Below are 24913 nucleotides of genomic sequence, written 5' to 3' on the forward strand. Positions count from 1 at the left end.
CATATGATGTTGATCAGTCAGTATATGGGAGAATGAGAAAGGGTATTTCAATATTAAAACTTACTTTCTCAATTACCGGTTCACGGGTTAATTTCTCCAAAAAACCGTGCTGGTAATGAATCATTACCAGCATATCTATACCCAATTCATCAATAAAATTTGTAATCGCGCTGGATTTATTAGAAAAATCAGGCATCCAATGAATAGAATGTTTTATTGGTCCCAAATACTCTCTAAGGGTATATAAATTAGACTTCTGAACAGGGCCGAGTCTTTCTTCTTCATTTATATGAACAATACAAACAGAAGAATCACAATTTCTGGCAAATGTCAGCAGAGGCTGTAACAATTTAGCGTTATAATTCTTTTTATAGTCCGTAGCAAAAGCAATCTCTTTAGGTAACACAAATTCCTTTTCACCTGGTATGGTTAATATTGGACAATCCTTGATACCGTTTATGGATTTGATCACATTGCTGGCTAAAAAAATGGATTTGGCCCCGGTCTTCCCTTTATTCCCCATTACAACAAGATCTGCGTTGGTTTCTTTAATGGCCTGCTGTAGAGCATCAATTAGATTTTCATTTTTAGAATGAATACTAAAATGATGCTTACTATTCGCGATATCAAGATTAATCCTATGTAAAAAAGAATTTAAACCCTCCAGAGACTCCTCACCCAGTTGTTGTAACAAACTTAAGTTTCGCCCTGCAGCCTGGGAATTACTTTTTAGTGGGGTATGCTCAGTATAAGCATTGAGAATATGGAATGAACAATTGTGATTTTTAAACAATTGGGTGGTGTAAAAAAGTGCATTGTAAGCATTGTTTGAAAAATCTGTGGCAATAAGAATATTTTTCATTGAATTTTCAGATTTACATTACGGAATAACCATAAAAGGAATGCTAACATGAAACCCTATTTTCTTAATAACTGGTTCTATAAAAAGACTTTCCAAAAAGGTGTGTTTGTTCTGTATCATTGCCAACATGTTCATCTTGTTTTTTAGTTGGAAATTATTTATTCCTGTTATGATTTCCTGATTTGGGAGGTCATGGAACAAATGAGGGATTTTTTCTAATATTTTTTCCAATTTAGCCTTATTTTGCAATTGAAGATCGGTAAGGTCATAGCCGCTTGAAATATGAATGACTTCAACACTGGAATTGTGTATTTTGGATAAATTAAGAAGACCCGCTAATTGTGTTTCACTGTACTCAACTTCATAGTCCGTTGGAAAGAGTATTTTTTTGGGTATTTCATATTTAAAATCCGCAGGAATTGCAATCACAGGGCAGGTAGCTTTTTTAATAACATGCACCGTATGTGTGCCCAGAAAGATTTCTTTTGCACCGGTTGCTCCCTGAGTACCCATAATAACCAAATCAGCTTCTTCGCTTGCAACCATTGCAGCTACTTCATCAACAAGGATATTAAAAGCAGAATGTGGTATTATAGTGTGTTTTGGATTCTTAAACTCTTTTTCAAGTTGCTTTTTCAGTTCTTCCAGTTGATTTATAGATTCTGATTGGTAAATATCTCCAAGACCAATTTGACCGGGGCTGTGCAACAAATATTCTGTTTGATAAATAGCCGGTGTATAGGTATTCATAAGATAAAAAGTTGCCTTCTCATCTTTTAAGAGGTTCATAGCATAAGAGATAGCGTTATATGCATTATAGGAAAAATCGGTAGGAAGAATTATTTTTTTCATCAGTACTTATTTTAAATGTTAACGGGACAGATTTTGTAAAACCAAAAATGGGATTTTTATGTGTAAACCTATTTTTTCAATAGTGGATTGATGCAACATTTGCTCAAGATGTGAATGTCTGGAATTGACCATTACCAGCAGGTCTATTTCTTTGTGGACAATATATTTTGTGATGGCAATGGTTTTATCCTTCCCTTCTGTTGTTTCAAAAAACAAGTTGGCCTTGTACAAACATTCTTTTAAAAATCGCATATTGTCTTCCTGCCGAAATGAAAGTTTCTTATTAGAATCTATATAAAGCATATGAATAGATGACCTATAGGAACCTGTTAGTTCACACAGTAGTTTTAATTCCCTCCTTTTATGAGGTACCAAATAATCTGAAGGAAACAAAAGTTCTTTTGGCTGATGGTATTTGTAATTTTCGGGAATTGCAAGTACAGGGCATTGCACGTATTTCAAAACCTGAATAGTCTTACTTCCGAAGGTTATTGTTCTATCATTAGTTTCACCCCTTGTGCCCATTATCACAATATCTGCATTCTCCATATTTATAAGATCGTTGACCTCATCAGTAAGTGTTCCAAAAGCCGAAATAGGTTTGAACTTATGCTTTGGATTAGGCGAATACTCAAATATGTCCTTTAAAATTTTTGCCAGTTTTTTTTCAGAATCCTTATAGGTTACCTCCTTTAACTCATCTAACTTACTTCGCACTACCTCCTGGTCTTGTTGGTATACCTCATCTGCATACGCGTGTAGAATAAAAAAGTCACATCTTGTGTACTTGAATATTTGACAGGCATATTTGAGTGCATTAAATGCATTTTTAGAAAAATCTGTGGGCACTACAACTTTCCTCATATCTAATTTATCTTTAGAACCGCTCTAAAATTAATACTAAGCAAGACAAGAAACCATGACATTAATCAGTTACTGAATTCCATAACTTTTCTAAATTAGCTACACCTAATTATCAGAACATGAAACAAAATTTTGAAAAATTAACAGCTGGCAATATTCCTGTTCTTGTAGATTTTTATGCAGATTGGTGTGGGCCCTGCAAAATGTTGGGACCTATCCTTAAAAAGGTAAAAGAAGAATTGGGAGATAAAATCAAAATTATTAAGATAGATGTAGATAAAAATCAATCTATTGCCTCTAAATATCAGGTTAGAGGTGTTCCAACAATGCTGCTATTCAAGGATAAAAAGCAAGTATGGAGGCAATCGGGGGTATTACCTAAGGAAGAATTAATTAATATCATTGAATCCTATAGGTAACAATAGCACATTCTGAAGATTGCTTTCCATTATGGTTTTATCTTGAACTTAAATCAATGATTAAAGACATAGTAATTTCTGCTATTCTTCACTCGTGCAATACCAAAAATGGGATATCTGTATGGTAACTAATTTCTTCTACGGCGGGCCTGAAGAGGATTCGTTGAAAAAAGTTTAGATTTTTGGCCACCATGGCTACAAGATCAATATCTCTGCTTTCAACAAAACACTGAATCGAAGTTTCCAATTTGGAACCGGTTAAAGAATGGAAACTATGGTCAATTCCCCTCAAATAATCGTGTAAAAAATCTTTATTACTCAATTGTTCTTCACTCAGCATTTCACCTTTTTTTGAAATATGGACAACTCTTAATATAGAATTGTTCATTGTGGCCATCTCAACTAGATTATCCAAGACCTTAATATCGTAGGCGATATGAAAATCCGTTGGGAAGGCAATTTCTTTTGGTGTTTTATAAGTAGAATTTTCCGGCACCGCGAGTAAAGGACATTTTACTCTAGTAATCACATCGCCAGTATTACTTCCCATTGAAACTTTTTTAAGTCCGGTTGCACCTTTAGTACCCATGATAATCAGGTCAATCTTTTTGTCTTCCACTGCTCTCTTTATGCTATCTACAAAAAAATCATACTTTGCCATGGAAACATAAGAATGTAATTCATTTTTATGATGTTCTTCAATATAATTCAAAAGTTTTTTAAGGTCTTTTTTACTCTCAGTCAAAACGGTTTCCCTAAGCAGGATCGAGGTGCCTTTAACTGAAGACCCGGCACCTGAATATGGGGGGATCGGGTTGATGTGAATAATGTGAAAAATACATTTGGTTTTTTTAAATAATTCGAGCCCGTAATTAATGGCATTACGAGAATTTTCGGAAAAATCTGTCGGGATTAAAATACGTTGCATTGCAGTCTGATTTGTTAAAGGATAAAACTACGATCACCAATTGAACCATAAAATGATTATCATCATGTACACTAACTGTTCATCATCAAAAATTCAATCGGGAATCTTTTGTAACCGATCCATATCTAAAATTTTAATATCTCTATCTTTAATCTCAATTATACCTTCTTTCTTAAATGCAGATAAAGTTCTAATAAGAGTTTCAGTAGCCATTCCGGCAACACTTGCAAGGTCACTCCTTAAGACGTGAATATTTCCGGCTTCATCCTCCTGCAACTTTTCGGTAAATTTAAGTAAAGTAGACGCAGTTTTTTTTCGCACAGAACCATATGCCATCTGCAACAACTGCTCTTTGATCTGAGATAGGTTTTCCGACAAAAGTTGCAACAACTCCATTACCAATTCCCCATTATGCTCCAAAACCATTATTAATTTATCCTTATTAAGGCCAATTAAGACAGAATCCTCCATAGCTGTGGCATATTCCTGGTATGGTATATTCTTAGTGAAACTGGTAAATCCAAAAAAATCATCTGCTTTGTAAATTCCTGTTATCAGCTCTTTCCCCTGCTCATCAAGTTTATGAGTTTTAGCATTCCCCTTTATTACCAGATACACCAAATTTGAGTTATCGCCCTCCCTGTAAATTGATTCCCCCAAATTAAACCTGAATTCCTCGCCGTTGTCATCAATAAAATTCTTCAGCTGATGAATACTCTTAACTCTGGCTTCACTTGCTAAATCATCGTATAACTTTTCTTGTTGTGCTTCTTTAAGAATACTGGACTTGGCTATCCTACTCTCAATAGCACCAATAAGTTCAGATTCTTCAAATGGTTTAGTCAGGTAGTCATCAGCACCCATATCCATACCCTGCCTAACATCCTTTCGTTCTGTTTTAGCAGAGAGAAATATAAAAGGAATTGACTTGGTCCTATTATCTTCGGACAGGGCGGTAAAAACACCATATCCATCTAACTTTGGCATCATAATATCGCATAAGATAACGTCCGGGAGACTAGTTTTGGCAACCAATACTCCCTTTTCCCCGTCAGGAGCGCTAAGGACTTTGTAATGTGCTAATTCCAATAATTCGGCTGTATTCTCCCTTAAAGCAGTATCATCTTCAATTAATAAAACCTTTTTGATCATAATAGCAGTTATTACGGTTTAAAAAGAACCCCTTGGTTTATAACTAAACTACCTAGTATTCTTCGCGATTGTCATCAAGAGGCAGTTCTATCGTGAATTTACTCCCCTTGTTTTCCACACTTTTAAAGCTAATATTCCCTCCCAGGTTCTCAACATGCGATTTTACAATATTCAGGCCTATACCGGTACCTTGAGTCAGCAGTACATTGTCTGCCCTAAAGTAAAGGTTAAATATATGCTTTTGGTCTTCTTTCGGAATACCAATGCCTTTGTCAATAACATGAAAGCGAATATTATCTTCATTAATTTCAATCTCTAAATCTATTTCAGTTTCTTCAGGAGAATACTTAATTGCGTTATGTAACAAATTGGTTAATGCCAATGAAATAATCTTCTCATCCTGATGTATTGTAAGATCCTCTATATTAAGGGGATAATTAATTTTTTGACCTGTTTTTAGTAGCATATTCGCATTGTAAATTACCTCATTAACAACTTTACTAAGCGAAAAATCATTAAGTCTATAAACTTCCTTTCCCTTTTCTAATCGCTCAATAGATAAAAAATCATTCAATATTCCGGTAAGATGATGTACACCTGTTTTAATAGATTTTAAATGTTTAAACCTGATATCCTGCTGTTCAGTAGTTGTATATTTACCAACCAATGTGGCTGAGGTAAGGATAGTGCTTAAAGGAGTTTTAAACTCGTGAGAAACCAAGGAAAGGAATTTGGTCTTTAGATTGTTCAGTTCTTTTTCTTTAACCAAGGCTTCCTTTAGTTCCTGTGTTCTTAATGCAACTGTTTTTTCCAGTTTTTGAGTATAATTTTTCCGTTCAGATATATCAAGGACAATAGCAACTATCAATTTCCTATTTCCCAGACTCGAGGATTGCAAATGAACTTCTACCGGATACTTTGAGCCATCCTTTCGCCTTATTTCTGTTTCAATCTGAATTTTCTTATTGGAGTTTAACTGAATAGGATCGATTAAGTTTCGGAATTTTTTTTCAGAGATGTCGGCCAGTAACTCTTTAGTAGTAATCCTTTTAATCTCTCGGATAGTATAACCAGTATTTTTCTGTGCCCCATAATTCACATGAGAAAACATGAGGGTTATCGCATCAAAAACATAAATCTCGTTAAGTGATTCATCAAAAATATTTAAAAAATGGCGTATTTCCTCCTCGGCCTTTACACGGTTGGTCAAATCATTCTGTATCCCTATAAAATGAGTTATCTTACCTTCCCGATTTCGTATTGGTGTAATGGAAACTTCGTTCCAGAATAAAGTACCATCTTTCTTGTAATTCCTCACCTGAACCCTGCATTTTTTACCTGCTCTTATGGCCTTGTGCATTATTTTAACGCCTCTTTGGTCATTATCGTCTTTCTGGAGGAACCTGCAATTTCTATTTAGGGCTTCAGATTCTGAATACCCGGTAAGTTTCCTAAATGCCTTGTTCACATATATAATAGGATGATCCTCTTTTAATGCATCTGAAATGACGACACCATTTTGGGTGGCGTCCAATGCTTCACCTTTTACAATTAAGTTTTCTTCAATCTCCTTTCTTGCAGACAAATCATGAACCAATGCAAGAACATAGGTTTTTTTATATATAGAAAAAGGATTAAACCTCACATTTAAAGGAAATTCCTCGCCGGATTTTCTCTGCCCTCGTACACATCGCCCCCCGGCCATTGCTTCCTTCCTTACATGTTTGTAATATTCAATAACATGCTCTTTATGTGCATTTTTATACTTATCCGGGATTAGCAGGGATAAGGGTCTTCCTAAAAGTTCATTATTGGAATAATCAAAGAGCCGTGCTGCTTTTTTATTAATCGAGACAATTAACTGATCCTGACTAACCACTATTATTCCCTCCGATATAGCTTCCGAAAGTAAATGGAAAATATTAATATTCTTATCAAAAACATGCATCTTTTAAGTTTAGGAATGAATATTCCGAAAGCAAAATGTTGGCTTTTACTAGACCTTAAAAGTAATCACAGGTAAATTCGCGTGATTCACCACATCTTCACCAATGCTTCCTTTAAAAAAATGCGCTATTCCGCTTCTTCCATGGGTAGGAATCGCTATTAAATCGGCCTGTACATCATTCGCATGATTAAATATGCCTCTCTCAATTGAGTAATCTGAGACATAAATCATTTCAGTATTAGAGGGAACGGCACCATTATGGGCAACTTTAAGGAAAAAATCTGCTTTCTTTTTAATCTCTCCTGAGCTCATGAATTCTTCATTAGGTAAATTAACATATACCAGATGAAGCTTAAGGTCCCAATTCTCAAAAAGAGCCCTTGCGCTATGGTATGCTTTAATACTCTCTACCCGAAGATCACAAGCATAAACAACTAATTTAGGAGTGAACAAAGGAGATGGTTCTTTTATTACCAAAACAGGAATATCAGAGGAACGCACTACCTTTTCAGTATTGGATCCTACAAAAATTTCACTAACCCCACTTGCCCCATGCGAGCCCATAATTATCAGGTCAATGTTGTTTTCTTTGGCTACCTCATTTATTTCACTGAAGATCTTATAGTTTTGAACCATTTCGGTAACCTTAACACCTTTTAAAAATGGTTTATTTAAAAAAGTTTCGTAACGCTTTCTGGCCAATTTCATATAAAAGTGCGCCTCTGCGGCTTCCTCAGATTCACTTTTGCTTAAGTAGGCTTCAGACAGACCCATCATATGAAGTACAATAATCTCTGCACTAAAATCCTTTGCCAGTTTAGCAGCGACTTCAACTGCATATCCTGCATGTTCCGAAAAATCTACGGGGACTAATATTTTTTTCATGGTAGTTTAATTAAAATATCTTATTCAATACTTTTTAAAAATTTCTTTTCTCTTTTTGAGCTGGTTTTCTAATTCCTTTATTGTCGTGGCCGCGGCCTTTTCAAAATTATCCTGATTAGATTTAGCAAATAACCTGGGACCGGGTGCACTTAATCGTATTTCACATATTTTACCTAAACCAGATGGGTCATTTTCTAATTTAAAAAAGACATCTGCCTTAATAATCCAATCATATTTATTTGCCAGTTTTTCTAACTTAGAAGTAATAATAGCACTCATAGATTCACTCGTTGGCATTTGAACATATTGAATATTTATTGTCATAATTATATTATTTAGAGTTTGTAATAAAGATCGCACCATGCTATATGGTAAACTATGACATTTATCATTTTTGATTGTTGTCTAGTTATAATAATTCAGATATACTATCCACTAAATTAGAGATACTAATTAACCTGGCCAAAAACGAAAAGTTAGTAGATTAAAACCTAAGTCCATTGCTCTCTTTAAGCAAGACAATAAGGACTCCCGGTATGATTACATTTTTACTAATATTCTGACCCAAAAGAGTAAGACAGAATGGTGCCTGTGAGAATACAAGATCGGGAAAAAAAAGAATTGGCAGACGCTATCTGATCATCGATATCAAGTATTAATCCCAGGAGTGTTTTTTTCTGGCCAGACCGATAGTGGACCCTACAATGATTAAAATCATTTGTGTTACTTAACAATGCAAGTAGTTTTGTTTTTTAATAGATAGTCATCAGAAATCTAAGAACTTTCTTGGTGAACTGAATATGAGCATCTTTATTAATTGTTATGAGAGATTCACCTTTAAACACATTAGTTGTAGAAAATTCGAAAGTGCATTGTAAGATCATAGCCCGGATGGTACAAAATCATGATGATCTGAATTTGGTGACAGGATGCAGTAATGCCATAGACGCTAATAGAATCATTAAAAACAATAAAATAGATTTAATTCTTCTCGATATTGAAATGCCTTTTATTGATGGTTTCGATCTTCTTGAATCTTTGGATCAGAAAATACAGGTGATAATAATATCCGGTAATTCCAATAATGCACTAAAAGCATTTGACTATGGTGTAACAGATTTTTTATTAAAACCTTTAAATAGTGATCGATTTGACCATGCAGTAAGGAAAGTGCTATCTAATAACAGGCGAAATGTAGTTGAAGAAGATAAGGAAACTTTCACAGTGCGTAGTAATCTGAAAAACAAGCAGCTTAATATAAAAGAAGTTAAATGGATTGAAGCCTTAGGCGATTACGTAAAAATAATCACAGACAATGAAAAAGTCATTGCTCTAAGTACTATGAAATCAATTTCGGATAAGCTACCGAATGACAGATTTCTTAGGATTCATAGATCATATATTGTAAATTTAAACAAGGTAGATAAATTCGACTGTACAAGTGTGGAAATAGATAAACATCAAATTCCCATGAGCAGAAAGCAAAAACCTAAACTTGAATTTCTTTTGGAAAAATTTGATAGTTAGCAAGTAAATTCAGACCCAATAACTCAAAATAAGCTTAATGAGATACATGCCTTTATCGTTTAGATTTATTTTTAGCTTTATTATAATTTCTGTCTTTGTAAGCTGTAGTAATGGTCCGGAAAAGATATTGCCTCTTAAAGCAACTATAACAGAATCTGTATATTCCTCGGTAACAATTCAACCTGACAGCCTTTATCAGGTATATGCGGCTGTAGGAGGTATTCTGGATAAAACTTTTGTTGACGAAGGCGATTCGGTTTCAAAAGGTGCCCCAATAGCTCAAATCATTAACAATACTCCTAAATTAAACACTGAAAATGCCAAACTAAATCTTGAATTAGCAAGAGAGAATTACAGCGGTAGTAATGCCATAATTAAGGCGTTAATCGATGAAATAAATGCAGCGGAACTTAGATATAAAAATGATTCTGTAAATTTTACTAGACAAAAAAATCTCTGGGAACAAAATATAGGATCCAAAGTAGAATACGAAAATCGAAAACTGGCTTATGAATTATCAGCTAATAGTTTGGCTTTGCTTAAAGGTAATTTTGAACGAACAAAGTCAGAATTAAACACAAAATTAAAGCAGGCAGAGAACAATTACCAAACCTCTTTGATTGCAACCGAAGATTTTACAGTACAAAGTAAAATCAATGGAAAGCTCTACGCACTTTATAAAAATCAGGGCGAAATAATTAATACAATGGAGCCTATCGCAGCCATAGGAAGTGCAGATGATTTTGTAATTGAAATGTTAGTTGACGAAGTTGATATTGTTAAGCTGAAAATTGGTCAAACCGCTTTAATTACTCTTGATGCTTATGAGTCAAAAGTATATTCTGCAATCGTTAACAAAATTTATCCGAGAAAGGATGAACGATCTCAGACTTTCAAAATTGAAGCTTTATTCATAGATACTCCGGAAGTACTTTATCCCGGATTGGCAGGAGAGGGCAATATTATAGTTTCTCAAAAGGAAAATGCTCTAACCATTCCTAAGGCATATCTTATAGGCGAAAACCAAGTGAAGACTGAAACAGGAATTATAGAAATTGTTACAGGTTTACAAGACATGGAACGCGTTGAAGTTCGATCGGGTCTTGATGCTGAAACCTACTTAATAAAGCCGGAATAATGACTAATTGGAAGGTCATATTTAGTATCGCCAAAACACATCTTCTAACAAAGATGAAATCTACGGTAACCGCCTCGCTTGGAGTTACATTTGGTATTGGGGCCTATATTACATTGGTAAGCTTTATGACGGGTTTGAATGGAATGTTAGATGATCTTGTTCTTAACCAGACCCCACATATTCATATGTATAATGAAATTGAACCTTCCGCGGAACAGCCAATTTCTTTATATAAAAAATTTGACGGTGGCTTAAATGTTATACACTCCATCAGGCCAAAACAAAGCCAGCTGAAAATACATAATGCCCTTCCGATATTACATTATTTAAAAGATCAGGAAAATGTGAAGGGTGCAACACCTCAACTTCGTTCCCAGATATTTTATTTATCGGGCTCTATTGAATTAGGTGGTAACCTTGTGGGTGTAGATATTATGGAGGAAGTGCGCTTATCAAATATTCAGGATAATATTGTAGAAGGTAGCCCGGAGGCGCTCAGAAATACAGACAATGGTATTTTACTGGGATCCGGTCTTGCTAAAAAAATGTCACTGAGCGTTGGGAACCGAATACAAATAAGTACTGTTAAAGGAACTGTATTTCCTTTAAAGATAGTTGGGATCTACCAAAGTGGTATTGCGGAAATAGACAATGTTCAAAGTTTTGCAAATCTTAAAACCGTGCAGAGAATACAAGGAGAAGCCGAGAATTATATTACAGATATCAATATAAAACTCTATGATATCACAGAAGCTGTTCCCATGGCCAGGCAGTTGGAAAGGCAGTTTAAAATTAAAGCGACTGACATAAATGAAGCAAATGCTCAGTTCGAAACTGGAAGTAATATTCGAAATATTATTACTTACGCGGTTTCAATTACCCTACTTATTGTTGCGGGCTTTGGAATTTACAATATTCTGAATATGCTTATTTATGAAAAAATGAAAGACATTGCCATCCTGAAGGCTACAGGGTTTTCGGGAAAGGATGTGCAACTTATATTTATGAGTCAGGCCATGATAATTGGGGTTGCAGGGGGAATTGTTGGTTTAATAATAGGCTTTTTTTTATCCAGAGTTATTGATAATATACCTTTCGAAACCGAGGCACTACCTACAATAAGTACATTCCCGGTAAATTATAACCCGGGCTATTATGTTATTGGAATTGTATTTGCCCTGATTTCTACATTTATTGCCGGATACTTACCCTCAAATAAAGCTAGAAAAATAGATCCTGTGCGTATAATTCGCGGAACCTAATTCACAATTATGGGAACGGTACTGGAAACTAAAAATATCAACAAGCATTTTAGAAAGCCCGTAGATTTTCATGTTTTAAAAGATATAAACTTTAGTGTGAAAGAAGGGGAGTTTGCCTCCATTATGGGCAAATCTGGTTCCGGAAAATCCACCCTTCTTTATATCCTTTCCACCCTGGATACAGATTATGAAGGTCAATTATTTTTAAATGAGGAACTCATCACGGGCAAACACCATAAGGAATTGTCACAAATAAGAAGCAGGCATATCGGTTTTGTATTTCAGTTTCATTATCTGCTATCAGAATTCAGTGTACTGGAGAATGTGATGCTTCCTGCTAAAAAACTGGCAGCTAAAACCTATGAAGAAATTGAACATGATGCTATGGAAAAATTAAATATGCTGAACATTGGACATTTGGCAAAAAAAAGGGCTTCAAGGGTTTCTGGTGGAGAAAAACAACGTGTAGCAATTGCCAGAGCGCTTATAAATAATCCCGATATTTTAATGGGCGATGAGCCCACAGGTAATCTTGACAGTTATAATGCTGAAAATGTTTTCCAAATTTTTAAGAGGTTAAAGGAAGAGGAAGGACTTTCTTTATTGGTCGTTACACATGATTTAGATTTTGCAAATCGTACAGATCGGATAATAGAAATGGAAGATGGCACAATTATTAACTGAATCTTAAATTACTAAGTCCTGACTTTAGGAATTATAGCAAAGTATTGGAATAGTGACTAAGGTCTCCATTTTTTTTATAATATCTTTATTAAAAATAGAAGAAAAGAGACCATTATTTTTTCTTTCCAACATCCCTAATAAATCTGCATTCTCATCCTTTATATGCTTCCTTAAGCCTTGTGCTATACTATTGGCCAGTACCATGTGAAAACTTATTTTTTTGTACGGCACCTGAACTTCCAATAATTCTTTAAACCATTCCATCTGTTGCATGGCACCATATTCCTCTAAAGTAGGAATATGCACTACTTCTATTTTAGCATCATAATATTCCGCTATTGCAGCTAATTTTTCTATGGCAATGATATCCGAAGATTCAAAATCACTGGCATAAGCAATCCTTTCTATCCCTTTATAGCTATATTGAGGAGGAATAATTAGTATTGGGCAAAGGTTTTTATCTATTAATTTATTCGCAATATTTCCACTAAAGAAACCTCGTGAAGAATGTTCATCTTTCATTCCTATGACCAGCAAATCTATTTTTGATTTACTTATTCTGTCAACAATTCCTTTGCTTATTGATGTGTTTTGAGCAACCTCATATAATGGTTGATTTTTACTTAAATTTTGATTTAGGTTTTTTCGGCAATAGTCTTCCAGTAATTCTTTATGCTCATTCATTGCCAATTTATTTAATTGTTCAGGCGACCTAATATTGGATGTTCTTACAGGCGGAATATCATATATGTGAAGTACAACCAGTTTGGCTTTTACAGTTTCGCTGAGATTCAAAGCATAGTCTAAAGTTGAGATCGAATTTTTGGTGCAATCCGTGGCATAAAGAATAGTGTCCATAACAATTCATTTAAATAATAAGTCAATTTACTTCATTTCAGATCTGCATAACATGATTTTGGTCACAAAAGCTCTACATGACTTATATCATAAAAATTTGTCATGAACTAAACTATTTTTAATATCCAAACCAAAAGGAAATTTGTCATGGATAGCAGCAATAAATCAACTCAGCAAAATAAAATTGGAGAAGTAAACTGGCAAGAACTTTATATTCTTACAGATCATTGGAAGTCAGATCTGGAATTCTATAAAGACGATCTCAGGTTTTTACATCATTTGATTGATAAATATATTATCTGGATTACAAAAGACGATAACCTTAACCTGGTAAAAAATATACAGAAAAACCTTTTTGAGATTCGGAAAAAAAGTATGGATCTAATGAGGGAAGTTAACACACACCAAGGGAATTTGGGCCTTATGGTAGAAAATCCGGTTCAGAGTTCAAACCCCCAATTTATAGATGATCACGAAGATCTGGAAGATAAAATGTCAAAATTTGTAAAACTGTTTAGGTCCAATCGAAAAGAAGTATTTAGCATAACGGAATACATCATAGACAGCGAGGAATTACCAAATATTCTTAAAAACTAATCCAACGCAATACTTTTTATTATATCCTTAGAACACAGTTTTGATGATTGTTGATTTTTGATGCACTAAGTAAGCTTGATTAATCTTCAAATAGAAATACTTCGCTATATTTGCACCGCAATTTTAGTAAAAATGCCCACGTGGTGAAATTGGTATACACGCTACCTTGAGGGGGTAGTGTTCGAAAGGACGTGCTGGTTCGACTCCAGTCGTGGGCACAAAAAAACTGCTCCTGTAAAAAAAGGAGCAGTTTTTCGTTTAAAAGTATTACTATAAGCGTTTTACCCGGACATTTCTGAACCACACGCCCGCTCCGTGGTCCTGCAGAGCCAAATAACCATCATTACTTTTACCGTAATCAGGATAATCATTCCATTTACCACTATTGCGTTTTTCTTCCCAGTCTTGGGAGTTCTTATCAAATTCGACAATTTTCTGACCATTGAGCCAATGCTCGGCCTTACCTTTATTAAAAATAATCTTACTGGTGTTCCACTCCCCTACTGGTTTCAGGGTTTTGTTTTCATTGGCAATATGCATAGCATAATTGGCGCCGGTCTTTTGCCAATCTTCAAGTGGTTCTTCAAAACCTATATCATCCAATATTTGGTATTCAGGTCCGGTTTCATAGGGTGATTGATATATAGTATCCTCTACGACATGATAATTAGCACCACTATTGCCTCCTTTAGTTATCTTCCATTCAAATGCAAATTCAAAGTTGTCATATGTTTCTGTACTGATAATATCTCCTCCCACATCTCCGGCTTCACCAAAACATTCAATAATACCATCTTTAATTGACCAATTTGATGGAAGGGAATCCTGGTTATATCCCCTCCAGTCTGAAGGTTTCATGAGTTCAACCCATTCCGTGGTTACTATTTGAGCTTCTTTTGCAGTAGGTATTTGTACTGTTTTCTTCTCTGTATTCTTGCAGGCTCCAATTAAAAGGACCATACCAATAATCACTATACGCCGTTTCATAATCTTCAAATTTAAAGTAGTTTCATCCCAACAGGATCCCATTTAATGGCTTTGTCTAAATAATAACTGTCGTTGCAAGCTAAAGCAGGGGCCGCCGCACGATAACCAAAGACAGCGTCTTCCGTTACAGCTTTGCCTCCTCGGATAGCGTTGAACCAATTGGAAAAATGATCATAATGGGCTCCTTTATAACCTTCCTCGGCATCAAAAACTATTTCTTCCTGAGGAAGCATCTTTTTCCTGGAACTACCACCTGCGGTTTGTGACGCCTTGGCCTGCAAAAATGGGTCACTGTCAAATTCCTCATTATTTCTTCTTAAAATCACTTTTCTCCATTGGACATCCATAGAGCCCTCACTACCAACAATTCTCAGATAAGTTGTTCCCGAGGTACCATCTACAAAATTACAACGCAATGAAAGGTTAAAAGGAGGGTGTTCCTCAGAATCAGGATAATCGAATACTCCCAGAAGCACATCCGGTACTTCCCTGCCGTCTTTCCAATAACGCAATCCCCCGGACGAATATATTTGATTTGGTCCCTTTGAATTAGTTATAAAATGAAGGCTCGAAAAAAGATGAACAAAAAGATCTCCGGACATCCCTGTCCCATAGTCTTTGTAGTTTCTCCACCTGAAAAAACGGGTAGCATCAAAAGGACGCTTATTGGTATTCGAAATAAAAGTATCCCAATCTACCGTTTTTGTGGAAGCATCCTCTGGGATATTGTATTGCCAGGCCCCCGTAGGGCTTCTTCTGGCCCAAAAACCTTCGGCATAATTTATATCTCCAATTGCTCCCTGGGCTAGAAGTTCTTTGGCTTTTTCATTTCCAAGTGAGGACATCCCCTGACTACCAACCTGGAATACCATTCCCGTTTCATTCTGAGCTTTAATAACATCATGCCCCTCGTCTAAGGAATGAACCATAGGCTTTTCACAGTAAACATGTTTACCAGCACGCATGGCGTCTATTGAAATCTGTTTATGCCAATGATCAGGTGTTCCGATAATAACTGCATCCACATCTTTTCTGGCCAATATTTCCTTATATTGTTTCGTTGTAAACAGGTCCTTACCCCATTTTTCCCTGGCTCTCTCGAGATGACCATCATATAGGTCACAAACAGCAACTAATTTTACACCATCGTGTTTTAAGGCTGTATTTGTATCCTCAGATCCCATACCCCCTGCACCTATAAGAGCGATTTGTATATTACTGTTCGCACTATATTTTTTTCTGCTTAAATAAGAAATTTGAGGTCTTCTCCCAGCACCTATGATTGCCGGTGCACTGGCCAAAGCCAATGTTCCTGCTCCTATTTTCTTTAAAAACTGCTTTCTGGTTTGAGTGGTTTTTTTTGACATAATATACCATGGTTAGTTAGGTTAAATATATCCATTTATAATAGAATTTTTTAAATTTTAATGTCATAAACTAAAAAAAAACGATTGTTTTACCGATTTCTTCCGAAAAAATTAACGCAACTATCAAATACTTACGCTTTAAAATTGTAAATTTGTTTAAACATTATTTATAAATGATGAACAATGTAAAGAAATCATTTAGTATTCGTGATTTGGAAAACCTGTCCGGTATTAAAGCACATACAATTCGAATCTGGGAAAAAAGATACGGGTTATTGTCGCCAGAGCGAACCAGTACCAACATTAGGACCTATAGTCTGGCAAGTCTTCAGAAGCTTCTGAATATTACCTTGCTCTATAGCAACGGTTACAAAATATCTAAAATCGCAAAAATACCAGAGACTGATATACCGATTGTTGTCAGGGAGATCGTGGCCAAAAACAGTACAAAAAATCATGCAATCAATGCATTTAAATTGTCCATGATTAATTTTGACGTGTCATTATTCCAAAATACATATAATAGCCTGCTTTCAGAAAAATCTTTTCGAGATATTTTTTGGGAATACTTTATTCCTTTATTAAGTGAACTTGGATTACTTTGGCAGACAGATACTATTAGTCCATCGCATGAACATTTTATTACTAATTTGATTAAACAGAAAATTTGCACGAATACGGAGAAATTACAGTTGATGGAACCTACTCAACATGATAAAGTATTCGTTCTTTTTCTTCCTGAAAATGAAATCCATGAAATTGGGCTATTATTTATTAATTATGAAATTCTTCTTCGTGGTTACAAAACTATTTATCTGGGACAGACTATGCCTTTAGAAAACCTTGTAGACCTGGAAAACTATTATAATAACATATATTATTTGTCCTATTTTACAGTAGTACCAAACAAAGACAGATTAGGAAAATATTTTGATGACTTTACAAAACTTTTAAACCATAAAAATTCTAATTTATGGATTTTAGGTAGGCAAATTCAACACATAAATAAAGAAAAACTTCCGCCGCACATTCGTACCTTTGCATCGATTGAACAATTGTCAAAAGCATTATAAGTTACCAACAGCTGTAAAACCATGAATATCAACAATAAAAAAGTTGTAATCATTGGATCGGGTTTTTCATCCCTTTCTGCAGCCTGCTATCTGGCTAAAAAGGGCTTTAATGTTAGTCTTTATGAAAAGAATGATACAATTGGTGGAAGAGCCCGTCAGCTTACTAAAGATGGTTTTACCTTTGATATTGGTCCGAGTTGGTATTGGATGCCTGATATTTTTGATCGCTTCTTTGCAGATTTTGGCAAACAAACCTCAGACTATTACCAATTGGATAAACTAAGCCCGGCCTATAAAATATTCTTTGAAGACGATACTATCACGATTGGGGACTGCATGGATAAAATTTGTGAGGAATTTGAGCGAATTGAAAAAGGCAGTTCCAAGCATCTTAAAAAATTTATCGCCAAGGCACAAAGAAATTATGATATTGCCATAAATGAAATTGTCTATCGTCCCGGACTTTCCCCTTTAGAGTTAGTAACGAAGGATACTATAATAAGAGTAGACCAATTCTTTAAAACAGTAAGTCAGGAAGTTCGTAAAAAATTTAAAAACCCGAAACTTATTTCAACACTGGAATTCCCGGTGTTATTTCTTGGAGCCAAGCCGAGCAATACCCCTGCTTTCTATAGTTTTATGAATTTTGCAGATTTTGGACTTGGTACCTGGCATCCTAAGGGAGGTATGTACCAGATAATTCTAGCAATGAAAAGTTTAGCCCTGGAGTTAGGGGTTAGGATTCACACAGATAGCCCAGTAGAAAAGATCTTAGTGCATGAGGGTAAGGCAAACGGGATATTAGTGAATTCTGAAACAATAGTTGCTGATATGGTATTAAGCGGTGCCGATTATCATCATACAGAAACCTTATTGGACAGCGCTTATCGGCAATATTCTGAAAAATATTGGCAGAGAAAAACCTTTGCTCCTTCTTCTTTACTCTTCTTTATTGGGTTTGACAAAAAATTAGAAAATGTTGAACATCATAATTTGTTTTTTGACACAGATTTTGGTCAGCATGCCTCTGAAATTTATGACAATCCCAAATGGCCATCCAGACCTTTATTTTATGCGAACTTCCCTTCAATAACAGATAAAAGTATGGCTCCCGGTAACAAGGAAACTGCTTTTTTCCTGATTCCATTAGCCCCGGGATTAGAGGATACACCTGAACTTAGGGAACAGTATTTTGATATTATCTTGAAAAGATTCCAGGAACGGACTAAACAGAGTGTTGAAAATAATATTATATTTAAAAAATCGTTTTGTATAAATGACTTTAAAGAACAATACAATTCTTATAAAGGAAATGCCTATGGAATGGCCAATACATTATCACAAACGGCTTTTATGAGGCCAGGATTGAAGAGTAAAAAAATTAATAATCTATTTTTCACCGGACAACTTACAGTCCCCGGGCCAGGAGTTCCTCCTTCTTTAATTTCGGGAAAATTAGTTTCTGAATTAATAGAGAAAAATAATAATAGTTAGTAAATGAAAGCAATTTTCGATAATATTTCCTTTGAATGCAGCAAAATTGTAACTCAATCTTATAGTACATCCTTTTCGCTAGCTACAAAAATGTTATCCTCCTCCATAAGGGGTGACATATACAATATATATGGTTTTGTTCGTTGTGCTGACGAGATAGTCGATGCCTTCCATGACTATGACAAAGAGACATTATTCAACAAATTTGAAGAGGATCTTGAGACAAGTTTAATAGACAAAATAAGCCTTAATCCTATACTAAATGCCTTTCAACATACATACCATAAATACCAAATTCCACATCATTTGGTTAGTTCATTTATGAAAAGTATGAGAATGGATCTTAATAAAAGTGTTTACAGTACGGAAGCAGAATTTAAAGAATACATTTATGGATCTGCGGACGTTGTAGGCCTGATGTGTCTACGCGTTTTTGTTAAAGGGGACGATGATCGCTATGAAGCCCTTAAAGATTCTGCAATGGCTTTGGGGTCTGCGTTTCAAAAGGTTAATTTTCTAAGAGACCTTAAGGCCGATTATGAACATTTAAACCGTTCTTATTTTCCAAACACGAACCTCCTGGATCTAGATGAAACGTCGAAATTAAGGATTGTCGAAGAAATAAAAACAGATTTTAAAATGGCATTTGACGGAATAGTTCAACTTCCTAACGAAGCAAAATTTGGTGTTTATACCGCTTATAAATATTATTATAAATTGCTCCGTAAGTTACAGAAAACGCCGTCTATGGAAATCAAAAACACTAGAATACGGGTGCCCAACTATCAAAAATTCGGACTTCTTGCAAAGTCCTATGTAAATTATAAACTGAACTTATACTAGCATGAAAATTATAATCTGGATCTTAATTTTCCTTGGCACATTTGGTTTAATGGAGTTTATGGCCTGGTTTACTCACAAGTACATAATGCATGGTTTTTTATGGAGTTTGCACAGTGACCATCATAAAAAAGATCATGGTTCATGGTTTGAACGCAATGATGCTTTCTTTATATTTTATGCAGTTGTTAGCATGACCTTTTTCTATTTGGCGTCCTATACGTCCTTCTGGTACGGATGGCCATTAGGCTTTGGTATCATGGCCTATGGTGCTGCGTACTTCATGGTTCATGATATTTTCATTCATCAACGATTTAAAATGTTTAGAAATGCCAATAACTGGTATGCCAAAGGTGTACGCAGGGCGCATAAAATGCACCATAAGCATATTGGCAAAGAAAAAGGTGAATGTTTTGGAATGCTGATTGTTCCTTTTAAGTATTTTAAGAAATAAATGGGCTCAATATAGTATTCAATAAAATGGTGAATATCTAAGCTTCCGAAAGCTAATAATTATTTTAAGAGGCCATCCAATAGACTGCGAACGCTTTGTGAGTTCCAATCAGCAGATCCTGTCTCAGCTACAACAATATTTCCTTTTTTATCTATAATAAAAGTTGTTGGTAAAGCTGCAGAGTATAAGGTTTTTGGTGTAAATCCAGATTCGAAATAGACCGGCAAATTATATTTTTTCTTCATCATGAAGTTAGACACTTTTTCTTTTTTATCCCTGGCAATAAATAAAAAAGTAACCTTTTCCCCATACGCGTCATATAGCAGTTGTAAATCGGGCATTTCTGCAACACAAGGTGGACACCAGGTAGCCCAGAAATTAATAAATATAACATCTCCCTTGTAATCCAGGAGATTCACGGTATTACCTTTTGAATTCACCAGTTTAAAATCATAATCCTCTAAAAACTGCTGAGCTCTCTCTTCAACAGGAACAGGATTGTGAGATATTAACCTGTTAAGATATACTTTAGCATGAAAACCTATCGGTGTAAAAAAATAAAGCGCCAATAATAGAATAATAGCAATATTGACTAGCTGTGTCTTTTTTAATTTCACTTCTAATTTATTAATTCATTGATAAGGTTATAGATTGTTTTATTATCCCAATCGGCAATTCCTTCTTGTTTTACTCTAATATAGCCTTTTTTATCAATTATATAGGACGATGGCGGCTTAAGAATAGTTAAGGGGGATCTCTCACCAATAATAAGATAGGTTACCGGAAAAGTAAATTTATTCTCTTTCATAAATTCCTCTACTGGAAGCTTTTCCTCATCAGTAATTATATAGAAATCGACCTTATCCTTATATTTATCATATAGGTTCTGTATACTTTTGAGTTCTGCCGCACAGGGCAGGCGCCATGAAGCCCAGAAATTAATAAAAACTACATTCCCTTTGGATTTTTCAAAATTGAAGAATTCCCATTTCGCATTTTTTAACTTCCAGTTATAATCTGTTATTTGCTGTTGTTGTCCAACTTCAATAACCTCCGGACGAAAGGAAAATATTTGGTTTAATAAAACTTTACCATAATACCCAAGCGGGGTTACAAAAAAGGAAAGCACGAAAGCCATGAATAGTATATTTAAAATGGTTTTCCTGCTTACTTTCATTTTATTATGGTTTGACAAAACTAAATAACTCCCGAGAAATATCGGGAGTTACTTTATTAAATTTAATATGTAATTTATACCACATTGTCCTTCTTTATTACATTAAGAGCAGAACCTTCACGGAACCATTCAATCTGCTGCAGATTGTAGGTGTGTTTCGCTTGGATTAAATCCTTGGATCCGTCCGCATGCACAACTTCAATAATCAATGGTTTATCCGGAGTAAATTCTTTAATATCAATAAAGTTAAAGGTGTCATCTTCCTGGATAAGGTCATAGTCACTTTCATTCGCAAAAGTCAATGCTAACATACCTTGTTTTTTCAGATTGGTTTCGTGAATACGGGCAAAAGACTTTACAAGGACCGCCGCTACGCCTAAATGTCTGGGCTGCATAGCCGCGTGTTCACGGGAAGATCCTTCACCATAATTATGATCACCAACTACAATGGTCTTTATACCCTTGGCCTTATATGCTCTCTGCGTATCTGGTACCCCACCATATTCTCCACTTAATTGATTTTTTACAAAATTTGTCTTTTTGTTAAAAGCATTTACAGCGCCTATCAAGGTATTATTTGCAATATTATCCAAATGCCCCCGGTATCTAAGCCATGGGCCAGCCATTGAAATGTGGTCTGTTGTACATTTACCAAATGCTTTAATAAGAAGCTTCATGTTTTGAAGACTATCCGCAGAAATAGGTACAAAAGGTTCCAAAACCTGCAACCTCTCGGAATCTTTTGCTACGACTACTTCAACCCCACTACCATCTTCATCTGGTGCCAGGTATCCTGCATCATCAACCTCAAAACCTTTTGGTGGTAATTCAATTCCCACTGGTTCTTTTAATTTAATTTCCTTACCATCTTCATTTATTAGAGTATCATTCATAGGGTCAAAATCTAACCTTCCCGAAAGTGCAATGGCCGCTACCATTTCAGGAGAACCCACAAAAGCATGTGTGTTGGGATTACCATCTGCCCTTTTGGAAAAATTTCGGTTAAAAGAATGTACAATAGTATTTTTCTCATCGCCTTTGAGATCACTTCTGTCCCATTGTCCAATGCAAGGACCGCATGCGTTGGTAAAAATGGTTGCTCCCAGGTTTTCAAATATCTCCAGTAAGCCGTCACGTTCCGCCGTATATCTGATTTGTTCTGATCCCGGGTTAATTCCAAAATCGGATTTTGGCTTTATATTATTGTCCACAGCTTGCTTGGCAATAGATGCAGCCCTGGTTAAGTCTTCATAGGAAGAATTAGTACAAGACCCTATAAGCCCCCAGTCAACCTGAAGAGGCCAATCATTTGTCCTGGCTTTAGGACCTAGTTCGCCAACAGGTGTTGCCAAATCTGGTGTAAAAGGACCATTAAGATGTGGTCTTAGATCATTTAAATTAATTTCTATCAGTTCATCGAAGTACTTTTCCGGTTCTGCATAAACCTCTGAATCTGCGGTCAGATACTCCTTCACCTCATTTGCCGCATCGGCAATAGCACTTCTGTCTGTTGCACGCAGATATCTTTCCATGGAGGCATCATAACCAAAGGTGGAAGTAGTAGCCCCAATTTCTGCACCCATATTACATATAGTGCCTTTGCCGGTACAAGAGAGATTCTTAGCACCTTCACCAAAATATTCTACAATTGCTCCGGTTCCACCTTTTACGGTTAGAATACCAGCTACTTTTAGTATCACATCCTTGGCGGAAGTCCAACCCGAAATCTTACCTGTAAGCTTAACACCAATTAATTTTGGAAACTTAAGTTCCCAGGCCATACCTGCCATAACATCAACGGCATCTGCTCCTCCAACACCAATGGCTAACATTCCCAAGCCTCCAGCATTTACAGTATGTGAATCTGTCCCTATCATCATACCGCCCGGAAAAGCATAGTTTTCCAAAACCACCTGATGAATAATTCCAGCTCCTGGCTTCCAAAAACCTATTCCGTATTTATTTGAAACTGATTCTAAAAAGTTGAATACCTCGGCACTTGTGCTATTAGCAGTTTTTAAATCAATAGCCGCCCCGCTCTTTGCCTGGATTAAATGATCGCAATGGACCGTAGTGGGAACTGCAACCTTAGGCTTGCCCGCCTGCATAAATTGTAGAAGCGCCATCTGAGCAGTGGCATCCTGACATGCCACTCTATCCGGTGCAAAATCTACGTAATCCTTTGCTCGTTTAAAAGCCTTTGTAGGTTCGCCCTCCCAAAGATGAGCATATAAAATTTTCTCGGAAAGTGTCAATGGTCTTCCAACTATATCACGTGCCTTGTCAATACGTTCCGCTAAATTGGCGTAAACCCCTTTAATCATGTCAATATCAAATGCCATTATTCTGAGTTTTTTCTGTTAATTGAATTTCGTAAAATTAGTAAAACCCGCGGGGGTAAAGAAATTTTTAGAATAGGATTATATATTTAATATGGTTATAAGATCACTATATTTTTTAATTCTTCCAAACTTGAGAAAAATGGGAAATCGGATTTTCTCTGCCCAGGAGGTTCTATACTTTTTATAGCAATCAGACTGATTCGAAAAATAATCTTGTACCTTCTTCACAGAAGATCTACGATACTACATTAAAGAAGTTTATTTATTATCTCTTCTTCTGAGATACCTTCGGCCTCTGCTTTATAATTCTTAATTATTCTATGTCTGAGAATACCCATTGCAACCGCCTGCACGTCTTCTATATCCGGGGAGAATTTGCCATTAATTGCAGCGTGGGCCTTGGCCCCTAAAATAAGGTTCTGTGAAGCCCGTGGTCCTGCACCCCAATCCAGGTATTGTTTAACATAATCGGAAGAAGTCTCTAATCCCGGTCGGGTACTGCTTACCAATTTTACCGCATAATCCACAACATTATCCGGAACGGGTATTCTTCTAACCAAATGCTGAACTTCTAAAATCTCCTCTGCATTCATTAAGGAATTTACCTCAGGAAATTCATCATTGGTAGTTGTTTTTACTACTTGTGTTTCTTCCTCAACAGATGGATATTTTAATTCTATTGCAAACATAAATCGATCCAGTTGCGCTTCCGGAAGCGGATAAGTGCCTTCCTGTTCAATAGGGTTTTGTGTGGCGAGAACAAAATATGGCCGGGAAAGTTTATGCTGTACTCCTGTTATTGTTACTGCCCTTTCCTGCATAGCCTCTAAAAGGGCTGCTTGTGTTTTAGGTGGTGTTCTATTAATTTCATCTGCCAAAATTATATTGGCAAAAATAGGGCCCTTAATAAATTTGAAATTCCTATTCTGATCTAATATCTCACTTCCTAAAATATCACTGGGCATCAGGTCTGGGGTAAACTGTATTCTTTTAAAGTCGAGCCCCAAAATACGGGCAATTGTGTTTACCATTAAGGTTTTGGCTAATCCGGGAACACCAATAAGCAAGGAATGACCCCCTGTATAGATAGATAGAAGAATTTGGTCTATTACCAGGTCCTGGCCAACAATTATCTTAGCTATTTCATTTCTTAAAGCCTTATGTTTGGCTACTAAATTTTTGATTGCTGTAACGTCAGACATC

25 protein-coding genes and 1 tRNA gene are annotated in these 24913 nt (G+C 35.7%); 11 read left to right on the top strand and 15 right to left on the bottom strand.

All coding sequences use genetic code 11. From position 1 onward, the window contains the following. Positions 1 to 13: 13 nt before the first annotated feature. The 3 genes from Q0X66_RS07265 to Q0X66_RS07275 are packed head-to-tail and all read right to left on the bottom strand — an operon-like array spanning position 14 to position 2578. Complete coding sequence (locus Q0X66_RS07265) at positions 14 to 862, bottom strand: universal stress protein (protein ID WP_297704754.1); 849 nt, start codon at positions 860 to 862, stop codon at positions 14 to 16. Between the two features lie 18 nt (positions 863 to 880). Continuing rightward, the gene (locus Q0X66_RS07270; RefSeq protein ID WP_297704756.1) at positions 881 to 1714 is read right to left on the bottom strand and encodes a universal stress protein; all 834 of its coding nucleotides are present in this window, start codon (positions 1712 to 1714) and stop codon (positions 881 to 883) included. Positions 1715 to 1732: 18 nt separating this feature from the next. Then, on the bottom strand, positions 1733 to 2578 hold the full coding sequence (locus Q0X66_RS07275; RefSeq protein ID WP_297704758.1) for a universal stress protein: 846 nt from the start codon (positions 2576 to 2578) through the stop codon (positions 1733 to 1735). A 119-nt stretch (positions 2579 to 2697) separates the two neighbouring features. On the opposite strand from Q0X66_RS07275, the gene trxA reads away from it, so the two are divergent. After that, the gene (trxA, locus tag Q0X66_RS07280) at positions 2698 to 2997 is read left to right on the top strand and encodes a thioredoxin (RefSeq protein ID WP_297704760.1); all 300 of its coding nucleotides are present in this window, start codon (positions 2698 to 2700) and stop codon (positions 2995 to 2997) included. A gap of 88 nt (positions 2998 to 3085) precedes the next feature. On the opposite strand, the gene Q0X66_RS07285 is transcribed toward trxA, so the two are convergent. The 5 genes from Q0X66_RS07285 to Q0X66_RS07305 all read right to left on the bottom strand — a co-directional run bounded on the left by Q0X66_RS07285 (position 3086) and on the right by Q0X66_RS07305 (position 8234). Continuing rightward, positions 3086 to 3925, bottom strand: a complete 840-nt coding sequence (locus Q0X66_RS07285; RefSeq protein ID WP_297704762.1) for a universal stress protein — start codon at positions 3923 to 3925, stop codon at positions 3086 to 3088. Positions 3926 to 4018: 93 nt separating this feature from the next. Next, positions 4019 to 5074 (bottom strand): response regulator, encoded by a 1056-nt coding sequence (locus Q0X66_RS07290; protein ID WP_297704884.1) that lies wholly within the window; start codon positions 5072 to 5074, stop codon positions 4019 to 4021. 55 nt (positions 5075 to 5129) lie between these two features. Continuing rightward, positions 5130 to 7025, bottom strand: coding sequence for a PAS domain S-box protein (locus Q0X66_RS07295; RefSeq protein WP_297704764.1), 1896 nt, complete (start codon positions 7023 to 7025; stop codon positions 5130 to 5132). 48 nt (positions 7026 to 7073) lie between these two features. Continuing rightward, the gene (locus Q0X66_RS07300; protein ID WP_297704766.1) at positions 7074 to 7910 is read right to left on the bottom strand and encodes a universal stress protein; all 837 of its coding nucleotides are present in this window, start codon (positions 7908 to 7910) and stop codon (positions 7074 to 7076) included. Positions 7911 to 7934: 24 nt separating this feature from the next. Next, positions 7935 to 8234: an HPF/RaiA family ribosome-associated protein gene (locus Q0X66_RS07305; RefSeq protein WP_297704768.1), complete on the bottom strand. Its 300-nt coding sequence runs from the start codon at positions 8232 to 8234 to the stop codon at positions 7935 to 7937. Positions 8235 to 8732: 498 nt separating this feature from the next. Here Q0X66_RS07305 and Q0X66_RS07310 point away from each other — a divergent pair, with 498 nt between their 5' ends. Genes Q0X66_RS07310 through Q0X66_RS07325 form a run of 4 tightly spaced genes read left to right on the top strand, consistent with a single transcriptional unit; the run spans position 8733 to position 12521 of the window. Next, positions 8733 to 9437: a LytTR family DNA-binding domain-containing protein gene (locus Q0X66_RS07310; protein WP_297704771.1), complete on the top strand. Its 705-nt coding sequence runs from the start codon at positions 8733 to 8735 to the stop codon at positions 9435 to 9437. 37 nt (positions 9438 to 9474) lie between these two features. Then, positions 9475 to 10575 (top strand): efflux RND transporter periplasmic adaptor subunit, encoded by a 1101-nt coding sequence (locus tag Q0X66_RS07315; RefSeq protein ID WP_297704774.1) that lies wholly within the window; start codon positions 9475 to 9477, stop codon positions 10573 to 10575. Further along, positions 10575 to 11837 carry an FtsX-like permease family protein gene (locus Q0X66_RS07320; RefSeq protein ID WP_297704776.1) on the top strand — a complete coding sequence of 421 codons (1263 nt, stop codon included), beginning with the start codon at positions 10575 to 10577 and terminating at the stop codon, positions 11835 to 11837. Before Q0X66_RS07315 ends, Q0X66_RS07320 begins: the two co-directional genes overlap by 1 nt. A 9-nt stretch (positions 11838 to 11846) precedes the next feature. Further along, the gene (locus Q0X66_RS07325) at positions 11847 to 12521 is read left to right on the top strand and encodes an ABC transporter ATP-binding protein (RefSeq protein WP_297704778.1); all 675 of its coding nucleotides are present in this window, start codon (positions 11847 to 11849) and stop codon (positions 12519 to 12521) included. Positions 12522 to 12545: 24 nt separating this feature from the next. Here the strand turns inward: Q0X66_RS07325 and Q0X66_RS07330 are convergent, their stop codons facing one another. Continuing rightward, on the bottom strand, positions 12546 to 13379 hold the full coding sequence (locus Q0X66_RS07330; protein ID WP_297704780.1) for a universal stress protein: 834 nt from the start codon (positions 13377 to 13379) through the stop codon (positions 12546 to 12548). A gap of 147 nt (positions 13380 to 13526) precedes the next feature. Between Q0X66_RS07330 and Q0X66_RS07335 the strand changes: the two genes are divergently transcribed. Both Q0X66_RS07335 and Q0X66_RS07340 read left to right on the top strand, forming a co-directional pair. Further along, positions 13527 to 13976, top strand: a complete 450-nt coding sequence (locus tag Q0X66_RS07335) for a hypothetical protein (protein WP_297704782.1) — start codon at positions 13527 to 13529, stop codon at positions 13974 to 13976. Between the two features lie 134 nt (positions 13977 to 14110). Then, a tRNA-Leu gene (locus Q0X66_RS07340) sits at positions 14111 to 14194 on the top strand. A 52-nt stretch (positions 14195 to 14246) separates the two neighbouring features. On the opposite strand, the gene Q0X66_RS07345 is transcribed toward Q0X66_RS07340, so the two are convergent. Both Q0X66_RS07345 and Q0X66_RS07350 read right to left on the bottom strand, forming a co-directional pair. After that, positions 14247 to 14963 carry a DUF1080 domain-containing protein gene (locus tag Q0X66_RS07345; RefSeq protein ID WP_297704784.1) on the bottom strand — a complete coding sequence of 239 codons (717 nt, stop codon included), beginning with the start codon at positions 14961 to 14963 and terminating at the stop codon, positions 14247 to 14249. Positions 14964 to 14974: 11 nt separating this feature from the next. Next, entirely contained in the window at positions 14975 to 16330 is a 1356-nt protein-coding gene (locus tag Q0X66_RS07350; protein WP_297704786.1) for a Gfo/Idh/MocA family oxidoreductase, read from the bottom strand. A gap of 176 nt (positions 16331 to 16506) precedes the next feature. Here Q0X66_RS07350 and Q0X66_RS07355 point away from each other — a divergent pair, with 176 nt between their 5' ends. Genes Q0X66_RS07355 through Q0X66_RS07370 form a run of 4 tightly spaced genes read left to right on the top strand, consistent with a single transcriptional unit; the run spans position 16507 to position 20191 of the window. Continuing rightward, positions 16507 to 17403, top strand: a complete 897-nt coding sequence (locus Q0X66_RS07355) for a MerR family transcriptional regulator (RefSeq protein ID WP_297704887.1) — start codon at positions 16507 to 16509, stop codon at positions 17401 to 17403. Between the two features lie 21 nt (positions 17404 to 17424). Beyond that, a complete protein-coding gene (gene crtI, locus Q0X66_RS07360; RefSeq protein ID WP_297704788.1) occupies positions 17425 to 18897 on the top strand; it encodes an NAD(P)/FAD-dependent oxidoreductase in 1473 nt (490 codons plus the stop codon). Positions 18898 to 18900: 3 nt separating this feature from the next. Then, a complete protein-coding gene (locus Q0X66_RS07365; RefSeq protein WP_297704791.1) occupies positions 18901 to 19740 on the top strand; it encodes a phytoene/squalene synthase family protein in 840 nt (279 codons plus the stop codon). A gap of 1 nt (position 19741) precedes the next feature. Beyond that, positions 19742 to 20191: a sterol desaturase family protein gene (locus Q0X66_RS07370; protein ID WP_297704793.1), complete on the top strand. Its 450-nt coding sequence runs from the start codon at positions 19742 to 19744 to the stop codon at positions 20189 to 20191. Between the two features lie 59 nt (positions 20192 to 20250). On the opposite strand, the gene Q0X66_RS07375 is transcribed toward Q0X66_RS07370, so the two are convergent. The 4 genes from Q0X66_RS07375 to Q0X66_RS07390 all read right to left on the bottom strand — a co-directional run bounded on the left by Q0X66_RS07375 (position 20251) and on the right by Q0X66_RS07390 (position 24912). Beyond that, positions 20251 to 20808, bottom strand: coding sequence for a TlpA disulfide reductase family protein (locus Q0X66_RS07375; RefSeq protein WP_297704795.1), 558 nt, complete (start codon positions 20806 to 20808; stop codon positions 20251 to 20253). Positions 20809 to 20810: 2 nt separating this feature from the next. After that, entirely contained in the window at positions 20811 to 21368 is a 558-nt protein-coding gene (locus Q0X66_RS07380) for a TlpA disulfide reductase family protein (RefSeq protein WP_297704797.1), read from the bottom strand. Between the two features lie 74 nt (positions 21369 to 21442). Beyond that, positions 21443 to 23710: an aconitate hydratase gene (locus Q0X66_RS07385; RefSeq protein WP_297704799.1), complete on the bottom strand. Its 2268-nt coding sequence runs from the start codon at positions 23708 to 23710 to the stop codon at positions 21443 to 21445. A gap of 248 nt (positions 23711 to 23958) precedes the next feature. Next, positions 23959 to 24912, bottom strand: a complete 954-nt coding sequence (locus Q0X66_RS07390; protein ID WP_297704801.1) for a MoxR family ATPase — start codon at positions 24910 to 24912, stop codon at positions 23959 to 23961. Position 24913 lies beyond the last annotated feature (1 nt).

It is taken from the genome of uncultured Eudoraea sp. (assembly GCF_947260015.1).
In the GTDB taxonomy this organism is placed as follows: Bacteria; Bacteroidota; Bacteroidia; order Flavobacteriales; family Flavobacteriaceae; genus Eudoraea.